The following is a 16,804-nucleotide window of genomic DNA, read 5'->3' on the forward strand; positions in this document are numbered from 1 at the left end:
GAGCTGATTGGGGGAGCAACGACTGCGCATGGTGCAAGCTTTTCATCTGGTTAATGGCGAATAACGTGCATTATACCAGACCAAAATATTGATTCATCTCTTATATTCAATGGATTAGAGTTTCTGAGGAGGCTCTAATTATAACAACTTGGCGCATCCTTTGAATATAACGTTCTATTTTTACAGTAACACTGGCCTATAGAGGGCTTGCCCAATAAAAACGAGCCAACTTTTCCTTCACTCAGAAAATCACCAACTACCCGCTGCTGAGCCAAGGAAATGGTCATGATAACTTTCATAACCCCTTATAGATAATGCTTAATCCAGAGCAGTCTAGCGTTCATTTTACTCTTGCACAAGAACCGCTTACTCTTGCACAAGAACCGCAAATCGGACTTCGTTTTCTATGGCCGAAACCTCAATTTCGGAAGCCAGGCTACGAGCCAGCTGATGGCAGAAAAAACCATGGATATTATGGGCATTTAGCTCTGGTTCAGTGCCTTCCGCAGTTGCCGGGAATAGCGCTGATTTCAAATCGTCTTTCAGGGTTGCGCCTTCTCCTGCCGCCTTGATGGCCATACCAATTGCGGGGCCATCCGGTTCATCGTCCACCCTGACCAGGGAAACGCCAAGAATTCCACCCCGGGGCAAAGCATCGATGGCCACCAAAATCATGTTGAATAACAGTTTGATCATCGGCCCCGTGGGTTGCCATTTCTGCTCGGCCGCAACGTCCGAAGGCCAGTCCAGGTCGATCCGCCCCCCTTCAAGGAAAGCATCGGCCAACTGTCGCGCTTCGCTTAAAGGGGCTTGCCTGCCACTTAAGCCGCCCAGCCCGAAGGCCATCCTGAAAAATCCCAATCGGGCTGATAATTGGGAAACGCTGGCTGATACCATTTTAAGGGCATCCTCCCCGCCATCGACGCCCATTTCTTCAAACAATTCCATACCATTATGGACCGCGCCTGCCGGACCTATCAGGTCATGGCACAAGCGCGAGCACAGCAATTGAACGACTTTTATATCGACCTGCATGACACCTCTGTTATTCCCCATTCTTGCAAAACGTCTGCACAAGGAAAACATACGTCGTTTTCTTGGCAGGAAACCAGTATTCAATGACGATATTCATATTGGATAATCAGGTCCATAATAGAACAATGGCTGAATTCATTGGGTGGAAGATAAATCGTGACAGGAAAATCCGGCAAAACAGCAAACCACACCAAAGGTCGTCAGCTCGACCCGCAAGCCCTTGTTGTCGTCCGCGGCTTGCTCGGTGATGCCCCGCGGCACAAGGATTTACTGATTGAATTCCTTCACCTGATACAGGATCAGTACGGACACCTGTCCGCAACTCACCTGGTCGCACTGGCTAGCGAACTGAAATTATCGCAAACCGAGGTTTACGAAGTCGCCTCCTTCTACGCTCATTTCGATGTGGTCAAGGAAGGCGAAACCCCGCCACCACCCCTTACCGTGCGTGTATGCGACGGTATTGCCTGTGAAATGGCTGGCGCCCGGGACCTTCTGAATGCCTTAAAATCCGCCTTGGGCGACTCCATCCGTGTGCAACCGGTCCCCTGCATCGGCGCTTGCGAAACCGCCCCGGCTGTTGCCGTCGGCAGTCACCGTCTTGGCCATGCCAGCCCGGAGAGTGTTCAGGAAGCCGTTGCGAACAATCAGACTGAAGCCCTTGTCCTTACTTACGAAGGGTTGGCCGATTACCGTAAGAATGGCGGTTACGCAGCCCTTGAAGCCTGTCTTTCAGGCAACAAAACAGCTGAGGATATTCTTGATCAAATTGATGCATCCGGTCTGCGTGGTCTTGGTGGGGCCGGTTTCCCGGTCGCCCGCAAATGGCGTTTCCTGCTTGATAATCCGAAACCCCGCATTGTTGCGCTCAATGCCGACGAAGGCGAACCCGGAACCTTCAAGGACCGTCATTGCCTTGAAAGCACACCCCACAAAGTCCTCGAAGGGGCCCTGATTGCCGCTTGGACCGTCGAGGCCGATGACATTTACATTTATCTGCGCGATGAATACCCGCACATCCGCGCCATCATGCAAACCGAGATCGCCAATATTGAAAAAGCTGACCTGACTGGCGGCGTCAAAATTCGCCTCAGGCGTGGAGCCGGAGCTTACGTCTGTGGCGAGGAAACGGCTTTGCTCGAAAGCCTGGAAGGCAAGCGCGGTCTGCCTCGCAACAGGCCACCATTCCCGGCCAATGAAGGCCTGTTCGGGTATCCGACCCTGATCAACAATGTGGAAACCCTGTACTTCGTCACCGACATCATCAACAACGGTGCCGAGACCTACAAACAGGCCGGTCGACCTCACTTCTATTCGGTTTCGGGACGTGTGCGCGACCCCGGCGTCAAACTGGCCCCGGCAGGAACAACCGTCAACGCCTTGATCGAAGACTATGCCGGTGGCATGGCCGAGGGTCATGTTTTTGCAGGCTACCTGCCCGGCGGTGCATCGGGAGGAATTCTGCCTGCTGACAAAGGCGATGTGCCGCTCGATTTTGGCTCGCTTGAGGAATATGGCTGTTTCGTCGGCTCTTCAGCCGTTGTCATCCTGTCCGACAAGGACGATATCAAAAACGTCGTCCGCAATCTGACCCACTTTTTTGAAGAAGAAAGTTGCGGTCAATGCACGCCGTGCCGGGCCGGTTGCGAAAAATTATCGCAGATGTTTGAGGCCGAGGACTGGAACGCAAATCTGATCGGCGAACTTGCCGATGCCATGGGTGACGCATCGATCTGCGGCCTGGGGCAAGCGGCGGCCAATCCCGTTATCAGCGCCCTTAAATTCTTCAAGGGAGATTTAAAATGAGCGACATCATCTCCTTCACCCTTGATGGGAAACCTGTTCAGGCAGAGCCCGGCGAAAGCATATTCCAGGTCGCAAAAAGGCTGGGAATTGCCATTCCCCATATGTGTTCGGGCCTCAACCAACATTACCGGGCCGACGGAAACTGTCGACTTTGTCTGGTCGAGATAGACGGCGAGCGGACCCTGGCCGCCAGTTGCAAACGCCTGCCCACTGAAGGCATGAACGTCGCCAGCGAATCAGCGCGGACGACAAAGGCCCGCAATATGGTGATGGAACTGCTGATCGCCGATCAACCAGCTCGCGCCACGGGTCCTGATCCGCAGTCCCGGTTTTGGCAAATGGCTGATCAAATGGGGGTCACGGAAAGTCGTTTCGGCTGTCGCCCGCAACCGGATGCCGATACCAGCCACCCGGCCATTGCGGTCAATATGGACGCCTGTATTCAGTGTACCAACTGTCTCCGCGCCTGTCGGGAAATTCAGGTAAACGACGTCATCGGCATGGCCCGGCGCGGGGCCCGTTCTGAAATCGTTTTTGATATCGCCGACCCCATGGGGACAAGTACCTGCGTCGCTTGTGGCGAATGTGTGCAAGCCTGCCCGACCGGTGCCCTGCTGGAAAAAACACCGCCAGTAAATGTTGATCGGGAAGTCCGCTCGCTCTGCCCTTATTGCGGTGTAGGCTGTCAGGTCACCTATAAAATCGCGAATGATCGCATCGTCGGCATGGCCGGACGCAACGGGCCGGGCAATTTGAACAGGCTTTGCGTCAAGGGCCGTTTCGGTCTCGACTACGTACACCACCCACACCGCCTGACCACACCTCTCATACGCCGCGACGACGCACCGAAAATCCCTGATCCGGAGTTCGATGCCGGAGACTGGCGCAAGATTTTTCGTGAAGCGACATGGGAGGAAGCCCTGGACCTTGCCGCATCAGGATTGACATCAATTCGCCAAAACAAGGGCGACAAGGCGCTGGCCGGTTTTGGTTCGGCCAAAGGCTCAAACGAAGAAGCCTATCTGGTGCAAAAACTTGTCCGCACCGGCTTCGGTTCAAACAATGTCGATCACTGCACCCGCTTGTGTCATGCATCATCGGTTGCAGCGCTCATGGAAGGAATTGGATCGGGCGCCGTTACCGCTCCCTTCACCGCAGCCAAGGACGCCGACGTCATCATTGTCATTGGCTCGCGCCCGGCCCAGAACCATCCCGTTGCCGCGACCTTCATCAAAAATGCCAAGCAGGATGGCGCGACGCTCATCGTCATGGATCCGCGTGGACAGGGCCTGACCCGACACGCCGATCACATGCTGCAATTCAAGCCGGGTATGGATGTCGCCCTGCTCAATGCCATTCTGCATGTGATCATCAAAGAAGGGCTGACCGATGACGACTATATTGCCAGCCATACCGAAGGCTTCGCGGAATTACAGCAGCACATCGAGGGCTTCACGCCTGAGAAAATGGCACCCTTGTGCGGCATCGATGCTGATGTCATCAGCACCGTCGCGCGCACCTACGCGAACGCCGGGCGGGCCATCATTTACTGGGGCATGGGTATTTCACAACATGTTCACGGCACCGATAATGCCCGTTGCCTGATCGCCCTGGCTTTGATCACCGGCAATGTCGGCAGACCCGGCACCGGCCTACACCCGTTACGTGGTCAGAATAACGTTCAAGGGGCGTCTGATGTTGGTTTGATTCCAATGGTTTATCCTGATTACAAGTCGGTCTCCGACGCCGATGTCCGGGCTCGCTACGAAGACTTGTGGGGTATGGAACTGGACCCGGATCCGGGGCTGACCGTGGTCGAGATCATCAATGCTATTCACGCCGGAAGCATAAACGGTATGTACATTATGGGCGAAAACCCGGCTATGTCGGACCCGGACGTGGCCCACGCCCGGGCTGCCTTCAGCAAGCTTGATCATCTGGTGGTTCAGGATATTTTTCTGACCGAAACAGCCCACTTCGCCGATGTCGTGCTGCCTGCTTCCGCGTTCCCCGAGAAGTCCGGAACCTTCACCAATTCCAACCGTCAGGTGCAAATGGCCCGTCAGGTTCTTGAGCCACCTGGCGAGGCACGGCAGGACTGGTGGATTATCCAGGAAATTGCCCAGCGTATGGGCCTTGACTGGGCTTATCGGGGGCCCCAAGAGGTCTTTAACGAAATGCGCCAGACCATGGCCTCGATCAAAGGCATTACCTGGCAGCGTCTGGAAAATGAAAACGCCGTCACTTATCCGTGTGCTTCGGAAGACCAGCCCGGCCAGGCCATTCTGTTCGGTGATGGTTTCCCGACAGCCAGCGGTCGGGCCAGACTGGTTCCGGCCCAGGTCGAGCCGCCGGACGAACTACCCGATGAAGACTATCCGACCATCCTGACCACCGGGCGCATGTTGGAACACTGGCATACCGGAGCGATGACCCGCCACGCCGCGGTGCTTTCGGCCATCGAACCCGAGGCTGTTGTCAACCTGCATCCCCGGGCTATTGAAGGATTTGGCATGGTGCCTGGCGACATGGCCCAAGTCACCAGCAGGCGTGGTTCGATCACGCTTAAAACCCGGGCCGATCGGGATGTCCCTGAAAACATGGCCTTTATCCCGTTTTGTTTTAACGAGGCGGCAGCAAACTTATTGACCAATCCGAAGCTTGACCCTTTCGGCAAAATTCCCGAATTCAAATTCGCCGCCGTACGGGTAATAAAAGCCGCTTCTTGATCCATGTCAATTACAGTCGGCCACGAACCACTGATAATCACTTCAAGAAAAGCGGTGCTGTGACCTCAGCCCACAGCACTGTTCAGCGATAGCCGCTGTCACCCGAAACGGACATTTCTTCCCCCCCCATAGTCCGTTATCGTTTGGTGCCAGCGGCCTTCGTTTTTTTACCCCCCTTCCTGGCAAACTCACCAAAATTTCTGAAATTCTGTAGTTTTCAGTTTTTTTATGTTTTTTTATGCATTTTTATGTTTTTATAGCGGATATTTTTAAGAACGACTCTTAAGTAGCCCCGTTATGAATGATTTTTCCGACTCTTTTAGTGCTGCCCTGATTCTCGTCGCCCGCGGTGATGCGGATTTGCTCGAAATCGTCGGCCTGTCACTCGGCGTCAGTATCACCGCTGTCGCACTGGCGACACTGATCGGAATGCCGCTGGGTGCGGCGACGGCCTTGTACAAATTTCCCGGACGCAAAACCCTGAGCGTCATCCTGAACGCGCTGATGGGATTGCCACCGGTCGTTGTTGGCCTGATCGTCTATCTGCTGCTTTCCAGGGTGGGCCCGTTTGGGGTGTTCGGGCTGTTGTTCACACCGAGCGCGATGATCATTGCCCAGACCATTTTGATTGTCCCGATCATCGCCGCCCTGAGCCGTCAGATCGTCGAGGACCTGTGGAGCGAATATCGCGAGCAGCTACTGTCCCTTGGTGCGTCGCCACTGCGCTGCATGTTGACATTGATATGGGACGGCCGGTTTTCGCTTTTGACGGCGGTGCTGGCCGGTTTCGGTCGGGCCTCGGCGGAAGTCGGGGCGGTGATGATCGTCGGCGGCAACATCGATCATGTGACACGCGTGATGACAACGGCAATCGCCCTTGAAGTCTCCAAGGGGAACCTGGCGCTGGCGCTGGGATTGGGAATCATCCTGATTACCCTGTCGTTAGCCATCAATGCCGCCGCCTTCATGCTTAAAGAGACCAGTGTCAGGGGGCGGGCATGAACACAGAGACCATCCTGCCCCTGTCACTGGATCATTTATCTTTCCAGATTGATGGCAAGAAGCTGATCGATAACCTGAGCCACCGCTTTAACGCCGGCCCCAGAACCATCATCCTGGGCCCCAACGGGGCCGGCAAAAGCCTGCTTTTAAGATTGTGCCACGGTCTTCTTGAACCGACAGCGGGCAGCGTTGACTGGCACGGCGACCCGGCCCGCAAGCAGGCGATGGTCTTCCAGCGACCGGTGATGCTGCGCCGTACGGTCGCGGCCAATGTGGATTACGCCCTGTCGCTAAAAGGGATTGACCGGCGGACCTGCGCGGAGCGCACCAGCAAAGTCCTTGAGCGCACCGGCCTCGCCCACCTGGCCCACACCCCGGCCCGGGTGCTGTCGTTTGGCGAGCAGCAGAAACTTGCCCTGGCCCGGGCCTGGGCGCTGAAACCGCATGTGCTGTTTCTCGACGAGCCAACGGCCAGTCTCGACCCGGCGGCGACCCACGCCATCGAAGATGTCATCGACGCCATCCATAACAGCGGCACCCGCATCATCATGACCACCCACGATCTGGCCCAGGCCAAACGCCTTGCCGACGACGTGCTGTTTATTCACCGTGGAGAATTACTTGAAAGCGCCACCGCCGACAGCTTCTTCTCCCGCCCTGTAAGCCCGCAGGCCAGAGCCTTCCTTGAAGGCCAGCTGTTGTGGCAGGACGCCCCTGAAACTTGAAAATGAGAGCCCCCATGATCCGCATCCTTCTGCTCGCCCTGACACTTTTTATCCCACAGGCCAGCGCTGCCGAAGAAAATTTCATCACCCTCGCCTCGACCACCTCGACCCGAGACTCCGGCCTGTTTGAGACGATCCTGCCGTTGTTCAGTAAAAGCAGCGGCATCACCGTGCGCGTCGTCGCCGTCGGCACCGGTCAGGCCATCAAACTGGCCCAAAACGGCGACGCCGATGTGCTGCTCGTCCATCACCGCAAGTCCGAAGAAGCGTTTGTTGAAGAAGGCTTCGGGGTTAAACGTTACGACGTTATGTATAATGACTTTGTCATCGTCGGCCCGACCCGCGACCCGGCGGCCACCAGCCAGACACAGGACGTGGTCAGCGCCCTGTCAAAAATCGCCGCCGCCAAAATCCCCTTCCTGTCACGCGGTGATGACAGCGGCACCAACAAGAAGGAACGCGCCTTGTGGAAGGCAGCCAACATCGATACGGGCAAGGCTTCGGGTTCCTGGTACCGGGAAACCGGTTCGGGAATGGGTGCCACCCTGAACACGGCGGCAGCCATGAACGGCTACACCATGACCGACAGGGGAACCTGGCTGGCCTTCAGGAACAGGGGCGATCTGAAAATCCTTGTTGAGGGCGACAAACGGCTGCTCAACCCGTACGCGGTCATGCTGGTCAACCCCGAACGCCATCCTCACGTGAAGGCCGCGGCCGGGCAAACATTCATCGACTGGCTGGTCTCGCCGGCAGGTCAGGCGGCGATTGCAGACTTTAAAATAAACGGCGAGCCGTTGTTCAAGGCCAACGCCCAGTAGCGATTGCGGGCAGCTGTTTTCTTCCTCCAAAAAAGCCGATACCAGCGGTTGGGGATCACAGGAACGTCTGCTTTAAGGAGGTAAAGCGGACGTTATTTTGGGACGCTGTTTACTTCCGTTTCTGACCCAAAACGGACATTGAGTGCGTTATTCGACCAACAATAGGGTTAAACTATATGCCTAGGCCCACTGCAGGTGTAAAGAGATGCCCAAATCAGATTCACAGGGTACAGATAGGCAGAGAAGAGCAACACTCTCGGCCTTCAATCTTACCAAGGAATATCACACAGGCGAGGTCGTTATTCACGCACTGCAGGGGGTCGATCTGGAGTTGCATGAAAGCGAATTGGTCGTGCTGCTGGGACCTTCAGGCAGCGGTAAGTCGACCCTGCTTAACATTCTGGGCGGCCTCGACAGTCCGACCTCCGGTCAGGTGTTCTTTCATAATAACGAATTGTCGACCCTTGGCAGCCAGGGCCTTACCACCTATCGCCGCGATCATGTCGGGTTCGTGTTTCAGTTCTATAACCTGATCCCCAGCCTGACCGCGCGCGAAAACGTCACCATCGTCACCGGCATCGCCCCCAACCCGCTACCGGCGGAAGAAGCCCTGGGCATGGTTGGGCTGGAGCAGCGCATGGACCATTTTCCGGCCCAGCTTTCCGGTGGCGAGCAGCAACGGGTGGCTATCGCCCGTGCCATCGCAAAACGCCCGGATATTCTTTTCTGTGACGAGCCCACCGGGGCGCTGGACAGCAAGACCGGCCTGCTGGTGCTTGAGGCCATTGAGCGCACCAACCGGACCTTGGGAACGACGACGGCGCTCATCACCCATAACGCCGTCATCGCCGATATGGCCGACAGGGTGATGACCTTCGGAGACGGTCGTATCATCGACGTGCGCAAAAACACCAACCGTCGCCCCGTCAAAGAGCTGAGCTGGTAAACCGCCATGACCCCGATTAACCGAAAAATTCTTCGCGATCTGTGGCGCATCAAGGGACAGGCGTTGGCCATTGCACTGGTTATCGGTTCCGGCGTCGCCACCTACATCATGAGCCTCGGCACCCTCTATTCGCTGGAAGAGACGCGCGATGCCTATTACGAACGCTATCGCTTCGCCCAGGTTTTTGCACCCCTGAAGCGCGCGCCGCAACGCCTCAAGGCCGACATCGCCGACATCGCCGGAGTCAAAACTGTCGAAACCCGCATCGTCAAGAACGTGACCCTGGATATTCCCGGTCTTTCCGAGCCCGCCAGTGGCCGATTGATCTCGTTGCCCGAGACCCGTGAGCAGACGCTCAATGTCTTGCACCTGCGTCAGGGTCGCCTGCTGGCCCCAGGCCGCCCCGACGAAGTGCTGGTCAACGAGGCCTTTGCCCTGGCCAATGAATTCAAACCCGGCAATACCTTTGCCGCCATCATCAACGGTCACAAACGCACCCTGACCATCGTCGGCGTCGTGCTGTCGCCGGAATATGTCTACGCCCTTGGACCCGGTGCGTTGATGCCCGACGACCAACGCTTCGGAATTATCTGGATGGAAGAGAAGGCGTTGGAGGCGGCGTTCGACCTTGGCGGTTCCTTCACCGAAGCCTCGATGACGCTTGAACGCGGCGTTGACGCATCGGAAGTGATCGCCGCCCTGGACAGGATGACGGAGAAGTTCGGCGGTATCCGCGCCTATGCCCAAAAGGACCAGATATCCAACTGGTTCGTCACCAACGAGATCAACCAGTTGCGGGCCATGGGCAATGTGGCGCCGCCGTTGTTCCTAGGTATCGCAGCGTTCCTGCTGCATATCGTGGCCTCGCGTCTGGTTGAGACCGAGCGCCAACAGATCGGTCTGCTCAAGGCCTTCGGCTATTCCGACGGCAATGTCGCCTGGCTCTACATCAAGTTGGTGCTGATCATCGTCATTTTCGGAATAGTGACCGGGCTCGCCTTTGGGACCTGGCTCGGGCGGGGAATGACGGAACTTTACACCGAATATTTCCGCTTTCCCTTCCTCTATTACATTATCGACGGGTCTATCTACATTACCGCCACGTTGATCAGCATTACCGTCGGTCTGGCCGGTGCGTTGACGTCGGTTTGGCGGGCCCAGCGTTTGATGCCCGCCGTCGCCATGACGCCGCCGCCGCCGACCTCGTACCAGACGTTCTGGGTCGAGCGCCTGCTGCGCCTGAAAACTTTAAGCGAGCCCAGCCGCATGATCCTGCGTCATTCTCTGCGCTGGCCACTGCGTTCGGGCCTCAGCGTGTTGGGGACGGCGCTCGCGGTGGCGATTTTGATCAGCACGATTTTCTTTCTCGATTCCATGGATCGACTGGTCAATGTCCAGTTTTTCCAGACCCAGCGTCAGGATGTGATGCTGCATTTCGCCGATGCCAAGAGCGCCTCGTCCCTGTCGGAAGTTGCCCGCTTGCCCGGTGTACTTATCTCTGAGCCGTTCCGCTCCGTGCCAACGCGTCTGGTCGCAGGCCACTGGACGAACTACGAGAACATTATCGGCCTTGCCTCCGACGCTTCCATGTTTCGCCCCCTCGGCGACGGCTTCAAGCCGATGAAGCTACCCGCCGAGGGATTGGTGCTATCGAAAAAGATGGCCGAGGTCCTGCACGTCGGTCTTGGGGATATTATCACCGTCGAGGTCAAGGAAGGGCGGCGTCCCGTCCTAAAAGTACCGGTTACGGCCCTGGTCGATGAATATATCGCGACACCCGTCTACATGGATCTGGCAGCGCTCAACCGACTCCTCGGCGAGGATCCGGTGATTACGGGGGCGACGCTGCGTATCGATAAAACCAGGGCGGCTGAGTTGTACCGTGAGCTCAAGGATATGCCGTCTGTCGCCGCCGTTTCCATTCGCGAGGTCTTGGTCGAAAGTTTCCGCAAGACGATCAATGACAACCTCGGGCTGATGATCGACTTCAACATCGCCTTCGCCAGTATCATAGCCTTTGGCGTAGTTTATAATTCGGCGCGTATTTCCTTGTCCGAGCGGTCGCGCGAACTGGCAAGCCTGCGGGTGCTCGGTTTTACCCGGGGCGAAGCAGCCTATATCCTGTTGGGCGAACTGGCGCTGCTCATCGTCGCCGCTTTGCCGCTTGGCAGCGGGATCGGCTATGGCCTGGCATCGCTTTGGGCGGAGTCGATGAACACCGAATTGTTCCGCATCCCCCTTGTCCTCAACCGCGATACTTTTGCCCTGGCCATCGTCGTCGTCCTTGTTGCCGCCGCCATTTCCGGACTGGTAGTGCGGCGTAAACTTGATACCATGGACTTGGTCGAGGCGCTAAAAACCAGAGAATAAGAGGGTTGGAATGACCGCACTGAACATAAAAAAAATTACCCCCGCCGTAATCGCCGGCGCCTTGTCGGTAGCGGTGCTGATGTGGGCGTTCTCCCCGGCCCCGGTGCCGGTTGATCTGGCCGTCGTCAAGCGCGCACCAATGGAAGTCGTCATTAACGGCGAAGGGCGAACACGGGTGCATGACATCTATACCGTCTCGGCCCCGGTGTCGGGACGCATCCGGCGCATAGAGGTCCATGTTGGTGATACGGTGATCGCCGGCAAGACCGTGTTAGCTTCCATCGAACCGGCGAGCCCACAATTTCTCGACGCCCGCGCTCTGGCCCAGGCGAAATCTACAGCCAAAGCCGCCGAAGCCGCCAAATCCCTGGCCCAGGCGGAATTGAACCGTGTCCGGGCTGAACTGACCTTCGCCCGGTCCAACCTGAAACGCTCGCGCGACCTGTTCGCCAAAGAGACCATTTCAGAGCTTGAGTTTGACCGCGCGGAACTGGAAGTCGCAACCCATGCAGCCGCCGTCGACAGCGCGCTGGCGACCCTCAAGGTCCGGCGTTTCGAGTGGGAAACCGCCAGGGCCGCCCTGATCAATCCGGCCAATGAAAGCGAACAGCAAACGACCTGCTGCGTCGATGTCAGCGCCCCGGTCAGCGGTAGGGTGTTGCGCGTGCTGCGCCAGAGCGAAGGAGTCGTTGAGCGTGCCAGTCCGCTGATTGAAGTCGGTGACCCCGAAAACCTTGAGGTCGTCGTCGATCTGCTTTCGTCGGAAGCCGTCAGGGTGAGCAAGGGGGTCTCGGTCCTCCTCAACGGTTGGGGCGGCGAGACCTCGCTTGAGGGCCGTGTGCGCAGGATCGAACCCTACGGTTTCACGAAAATTTCGGCCCTCGGAATCGAAGAGCAGCGCGTCAATATCATTATCGATTTCACCGGAAATTCGGAGCATACAATTGCCCTCGGCCACGGTTTCCGCGTCGAGGCCCATATTCGTGAATGGCGCGAAGAGGATGTCCTGCAGGTGCCCATTGGGGCGTTGTTCCGTGATGGCGACGACTGGGCCGTGTTCATCGATAACGAAGGGACGGCCAAATTAACCAAAATCACCATCGGACACAGAAACGGACGCACCGCCGAAGTGCTGGCTGGGCTCGACGAAGGAACGCGGGTTATCAGTCATCCCAGCGACCGGGTGACGGACAATATCGACATCGTCGCTCGCCATCTCGAATACGGTTTGCGCTAATATCAAAGCCCATTTTTTTGCTATAAGCCGACATTATTTTCGTCACCGAATGATGACTGCTTTTCTACGGAAAGCGGAAGTCAGATTGGGATTTTGCATGCTTCCGTTTCTGACCAAAAGCGGTCATTGTAAAATCGGCAGGGTGAAGAAGAACGTGCAACCAACACCCGCTTCAGAATGAAAATCAATGGTACCGCCATGCTCTTCAACAATCGCCTTGGTGATACTGAGACCCAACCCGGTTCCGCCTTTTTGGCGCGTGTCGGAGGAGTCAGCCTGGGAAAATTTTTCAAAGATGGTATCTCTGAATTCTTCGGGAATACCGGGGCCATTGTCCTTGACGGCGATACGAATGATGCCGTTATCGCGCACGGCTGCCAGTTCGACCCGGCCCCCGGGCGGGGAAAACTTTGCCGCATTGGACATCAGATTAGAGAGGACCTGCATCAGGCGATCTTTATCTGCATCCACAAGGAACTGGTTGGCTGTGCCTAAGTGAACGAAACTGATGCCGTGTTCATCGCCGAATCCCTTATTGGCTTCTATGGCTTCTTCGAGTAGCGACGAAATATCCGTCGGTTTCATTTGAAAAAGCATTTTTCCGGCCTCGATTTTTTCCATATCGAGGATGTCGTTGATTAACAGCACCAGCCGGTCGGAATTGTCGTAGGCGATGTTCAGCATGGAAAGAAACTCTGCGGGAAGTTCACCAACGGTGCCCGACTTAATCAGGCCAAGTGATCCCTTGATCGACGTCAGCGGGGTGCGCAGTTCATGGCTGACCGTCGAGATGAACTCATTTTTTAAACGTTCGGCAACCTTGTGCTTCGTTATATCAAAATTGATGGTTCCCAAACCAATCACCGTATCAGTCGATGAAGAAACAGGGAACCGAGTGCTAATAACTGAACGCGTTTTCCCATCAGGGTAAGAGAGTTCGACTTCCTGGGACAAAACGAAATTATTGTCGATGGCTTCTCGGTCCTTGGCCGAAAACTCAATCGCCTGTTCTTCTGGATAAATATCGTAGACCGTCTTTCCAATGATATCGTCGTTGCTCACACAAACCCAGTCTTTGAAACATTTGTTGACGAATTGAAAACGTCCTTCTGTGTCCTTCAGGCTAATGAAAACAGGCAGGTTGTCTGCCAGCACTTCCAAAGATTCTCGGTTTTTTTCCAGTGACGTATTGGTTTCTTGAAGCTCAAGCGTGCGTTGGTTTACAAGATCGGACAAGGCTTGAACCCCCGGAATCCATTTGAATAATCCGATCGCGAGAAACACGAAACCGCCCAGAAAACCGACAAATTTCTCTAAAAAAGCCTCTGTTTCCGTATCGCCGATAATGATGAACGAGTTGAGGTTCTCGAAGTTATCGCTGATGTCGAGAATACTTCCGAACAATAAGAGTCCGAACCCGGTAATAATTAAATTCCAACCCCTCCGGGATTGCTCAAACCGGTTGCGACCCGCATTCCACAGGAAAAATACAATCCCCAACAAGACTAATGCCCGAATAGTTTCGAGAATGGTATCTGTCACGAGTGACTACTCCGAACCCAAGGTTTGCTAATAATATATAATGTTTGGAAAGCGATATTACAGGGAAATGTTGCAGATATTTAGCTGGGATGTAGCGGAAATATTGCTGTAAGTCACAAACCTGGACACCCCAGCTGCCAACATCCAATTGATAAATGAAGTTGCCATGCTATAGAGATGCCGTACATTCAATGTCTCTAAACAGCCGCTTTTGGTTATAAGCAGACCTTATTTCCACCGCCCGATAATGTCTGCTTTTCTACGGAAAGCAGAAGTCAAAAGAGCAAAATTCAATTTCTCGAGATTAATGTCTGCTTTGAGGGGGTATAGCGGACGTAAATTTGGTGTGCTGATTACTTCTGCTTCTGACCCAAAACGGACCTCAGGAATCATTTGTAACGGCGCAGGGAATTTCGATCCAGAATTTGCTTCCCTGGCCTTCTGTACTTTCAAAACTGATCCTGCCACCCATAAGTTCTATCAGGTGCTTTGAGATCGTCAGGCCGATGCCTGTTCCCTTGATATTGGAGTCGTCATAATCCAAACGATTGAACGCTTCAAACAGATGTGGTTGAGAGGTAAGCGGAATACCCAAACCTGTGTCTTCGATCGTGATTTTGGTCATGCCATTTGCTAACCCTTCGCAGCCTAGAAAAACCTTGCCGTCTTCGGTGTTATATTTGATTGCATTGGTAAACAGATTTAACAGAACCTGTTTAAATTTGGTTTTGTCGGCCAACACCCTGACATTCTCGTGACCATCGCACAGGTCAACAAATTCAATGCGCCGGTCGTCCATCATCTCACTAATATACGGAATAATTTCACCGATAATTTCTTTCGGCGGAACTTCTTCAATATGCAGTTCCGTCGTTTCGTTCTCCAGCTTTGCCAGGTCGAGAATGTCATTGACGAGTTCGAGCAAGTGTCTGCCGGAACTATTTATATCGTTAGCGTATTCCATATATTTTTCATTGAGGGGACCGAATATTCCTTTCTTCATCGTTTCGGAAAACCCGATAACCGCATTCAGGGGCGTACGCAACTCGTGGCTCATGTTGGCGAGGAACGCGCTCTTTGCCTGGTTTGCCACCTCTGCATCTCCGAGAGCGTTGGAAAGATCTTTAGTCCGTTCATCAACCCGCAATTCCAATTCTTCGTAGGCTTTGCTCAGTTTCTCCTCCGCCATCTTGCGTTTGGTTATGTCCGTTTCAATTCCACCAACACCAAGAATGACACCTTGATCGTCCAGAACTGGAAATTTGATTGTCTCTAGATGTGTAACCTTACCAATAATTCGAAGCTCATGCTCAAAGGTGTACGCTTCGCACTTCTTTTTGACCTGATGTTCAATCTGAGTAATAAGATCAATGTCATCAGTCATTAGGACATCGTCCTGAAGTTCAGCAATTGTACGTCCTTGGAGGTTTTCCCTATGACAAGAAAACATTTCTTCGTATGCCTGATTGACGAGCAAATATCGGCCCTCTACATCTTTTAAATGAATAGCTACCGGGGCGTTCTGGAGAATAGAATCAAGTCGTTGAGTGATCTCACGAAGTGCGGTTTCCGCATTTTTTATGTCTGATATATCGCTAACAATTGCCCCTAATCCCGATACTTTTTTGTTTTTATCAAGGATAGGAAATTTGATGGTATGAAGTGCGCGAGGGCCTAATGACGTTTCGGCATTCTCTTCCCGTATAACCACCTCTCCCGTTTTCAAAACTTTCAGATCGTGTTGGCGAGTACTCTCGGCAAGTTTGGCATCGTGTGCATCGAAAGGAAATTTACCTTTCAGGTCCTCGTTTCGAACATTAAAAAGTTTTTCAAAACGTCGGTTTATCTGAACGTATCGGCCTTCAACATCCTTCAAATACATCTCGACAGGAGCGTTATCGAAGATAGCTTTCAAGCTGTTTTCTTGCTCATTGATGCGCGGCTCAATAAAACGAGAAAAGATGTACAAGAAAAAAATCAGGAAAATGGCCGTTAAAAACACGAACATGAGGACGTGTAGCCAATGTTCTTGTGTTGTTTGGGAATTCTTAAATCCGAATAATGAGAGGGCGCTCTCTTCAAGCAGGAACTCCCATGCAATAAAAAAAGGGGAAATGAAGACCAACACCATCATGGAATAAATGAAAGCCCGAAGCAGAGGGTCTAATTTCCCAATGTATGATTTCACTTAATCACCTATGCGTACTCTTGGTAGATTTTTTCAATGCACTCGTTTCCTTGCCTGAGGATAACATTCAGATGATGGTCTTACAATTCACCTCACTAACTTCCGAAAATGGCTCATATCAGAAGCCTTTGAGCATTTGCCAATACCCGAAAATGTCTGCTTTGAGAGGGTAGAGCGGGCGTTATTTTGGGACGCTGGTTACTTTTGGTTTTGACCCCAAGGCAGACATTCTAGATCACACGTTCCTTGGGGAAAATAACCATTATCGAAGTACCATGGCCCTTCTCACTTTTGATTTCCATTGTCCCGCCATGAAGTTCCATTAGACGCTTGGTCAATGGCAACCCCAAACCGGTTCCTTCGTGTTTTCGGTCAAGGCCACTGTCCACCTGGCCAAAGGTAC

General features: G+C 54.0%; 12 protein-coding genes. 8 read left to right on the top strand and 4 right to left on the bottom strand.

Annotation, left to right across the window (positions count from 1 at the left end):
- Nucleotides 1-366: 366 nt before the first annotated feature.
- Nucleotides 367-1,056, bottom strand: coding sequence for a hypothetical protein (locus tag HOL66_16715; protein ID MBT5245875.1), 690 nt, complete (start codon nucleotides 1,054-1,056; stop codon nucleotides 367-369).
- Between the two features lie 132 nt (nucleotides 1,057-1,188).
- Here HOL66_16715 and HOL66_16720 point away from each other — a divergent pair, with 132 nt between their 5' ends.
- From HOL66_16720 to HOL66_16755, 8 genes are all read left to right on the top strand, one after another.
- The gene (locus HOL66_16720; GenBank protein MBT5245876.1) at nucleotides 1,189-2,841 is read left to right on the top strand and encodes an NADH-quinone oxidoreductase subunit F; all 1,653 of its coding nucleotides are present in this window, start codon (nucleotides 1,189-1,191) and stop codon (nucleotides 2,839-2,841) included.
- A complete protein-coding gene (gene fdhF / locus HOL66_16725) occupies nucleotides 2,838-5,570 on the top strand; it encodes a formate dehydrogenase subunit alpha (protein ID MBT5245877.1) in 2,733 nt (910 codons plus the stop codon). Before HOL66_16720 ends, fdhF begins: the two co-directional genes overlap by 4 nt.
- A gap of 297 nt (nucleotides 5,571-5,867) precedes the next feature.
- Nucleotides 5,868-6,572 (top strand): ABC transporter permease, encoded by a 705-nt coding sequence (locus tag HOL66_16730; protein ID MBT5245878.1) that lies wholly within the window; start codon nucleotides 5,868-5,870, stop codon nucleotides 6,570-6,572.
- Complete coding sequence (locus HOL66_16735) at nucleotides 6,569-7,297, top strand: ATP-binding cassette domain-containing protein (GenBank protein MBT5245879.1); 729 nt, start codon at nucleotides 6,569-6,571, stop codon at nucleotides 7,295-7,297. The genes HOL66_16730 and HOL66_16735 overlap by 4 nt, the downstream gene beginning before the upstream one ends.
- Nucleotides 7,298-7,311: 14 nt before the next feature.
- On the top strand, nucleotides 7,312-8,118 hold the full coding sequence (locus HOL66_16740) for a solute-binding protein (GenBank protein MBT5245880.1): 807 nt from the start codon (nucleotides 7,312-7,314) through the stop codon (nucleotides 8,116-8,118).
- A gap of 205 nt (nucleotides 8,119-8,323) precedes the next feature.
- Entirely contained in the window at nucleotides 8,324-9,064 is a 741-nt protein-coding gene (locus tag HOL66_16745; protein ID MBT5245881.1) for an ABC transporter ATP-binding protein, read from the top strand.
- A 6-nt stretch (nucleotides 9,065-9,070) separates the two neighbouring features.
- A complete protein-coding gene (locus HOL66_16750) occupies nucleotides 9,071-11,434 on the top strand; it encodes an FtsX-like permease family protein (GenBank protein MBT5245882.1) in 2,364 nt (787 codons plus the stop codon).
- Nucleotides 11,435-11,444: 10 nt separating this feature from the next.
- Complete coding sequence (locus HOL66_16755; GenBank protein MBT5245883.1) at nucleotides 11,445-12,671, top strand: HlyD family efflux transporter periplasmic adaptor subunit; 1,227 nt, start codon at nucleotides 11,445-11,447, stop codon at nucleotides 12,669-12,671.
- Nucleotides 12,672-12,794: 123 nt separating this feature from the next.
- Here the strand turns inward: HOL66_16755 and HOL66_16760 are convergent, their stop codons facing one another.
- From HOL66_16760 to HOL66_16770, 3 genes are all read right to left on the bottom strand, one after another.
- Nucleotides 12,795-14,075, bottom strand: coding sequence for a PAS domain-containing sensor histidine kinase (locus tag HOL66_16760; protein ID MBT5245884.1), 1,281 nt, complete (start codon nucleotides 14,073-14,075; stop codon nucleotides 12,795-12,797).
- A gap of 520 nt (nucleotides 14,076-14,595) precedes the next feature.
- A complete protein-coding gene (locus tag HOL66_16765; GenBank protein ID MBT5245885.1) occupies nucleotides 14,596-16,347 on the bottom strand; it encodes a PAS domain S-box protein in 1,752 nt (583 codons plus the stop codon).
- 284 nt (nucleotides 16,348-16,631) lie between these two features.
- A partial coding sequence (locus HOL66_16770; protein MBT5245886.1) for a histidine kinase occupies nucleotides 16,632-16,804 on the bottom strand: 173 nt, incomplete at its 5' end.

The organism is Rhodospirillaceae bacterium (assembly GCA_018662005.1).
In the GTDB taxonomy this organism is placed as follows: Bacteria; Pseudomonadota; Alphaproteobacteria; order Rhodospirillales; family JABHCV01; genus JACNJU01.

Bases quoted from the DNA above. Each gene is read 5' to 3' on its own strand.
- HOL66_16755 (MBT5245883.1), top strand. From the start codon at position 11,445: ATGACCGCACTGAACATAAAAAAAATTACCCCCGCCGTAATCGCCGGC.
- HOL66_16765 (MBT5245885.1), bottom strand. From the start codon at position 16,347: ATGATGGTGTTGGTCTTCATTTCCCCTTTTTTTATTGCATGGGAGTTC.
- HOL66_16740 (MBT5245880.1), top strand. From the start codon at position 7,312: ATGATCCGCATCCTTCTGCTCGCCCTGACACTTTTTATCCCACAGGCC.
- HOL66_16750 (MBT5245882.1), top strand. From the start codon at position 9,071: ATGACCCCGATTAACCGAAAAATTCTTCGCGATCTGTGGCGCATCAAG.
- HOL66_16745 (MBT5245881.1), top strand. From the start codon at position 8,324: ATGCCCAAATCAGATTCACAGGGTACAGATAGGCAGAGAAGAGCAACA.
- fdhF (MBT5245877.1), top strand. From the start codon at position 2,838: ATGAGCGACATCATCTCCTTCACCCTTGATGGGAAACCTGTTCAGGCA.
- HOL66_16730 (MBT5245878.1), top strand. From the start codon at position 5,868: ATGAATGATTTTTCCGACTCTTTTAGTGCTGCCCTGATTCTCGTCGCC.
- HOL66_16735 (MBT5245879.1), top strand. From the start codon at position 6,569: ATGAACACAGAGACCATCCTGCCCCTGTCACTGGATCATTTATCTTTC.
- HOL66_16715 (MBT5245875.1), bottom strand. From the start codon at position 1,056: ATGGGGAATAACAGAGGTGTCATGCAGGTCGATATAAAAGTCGTTCAA.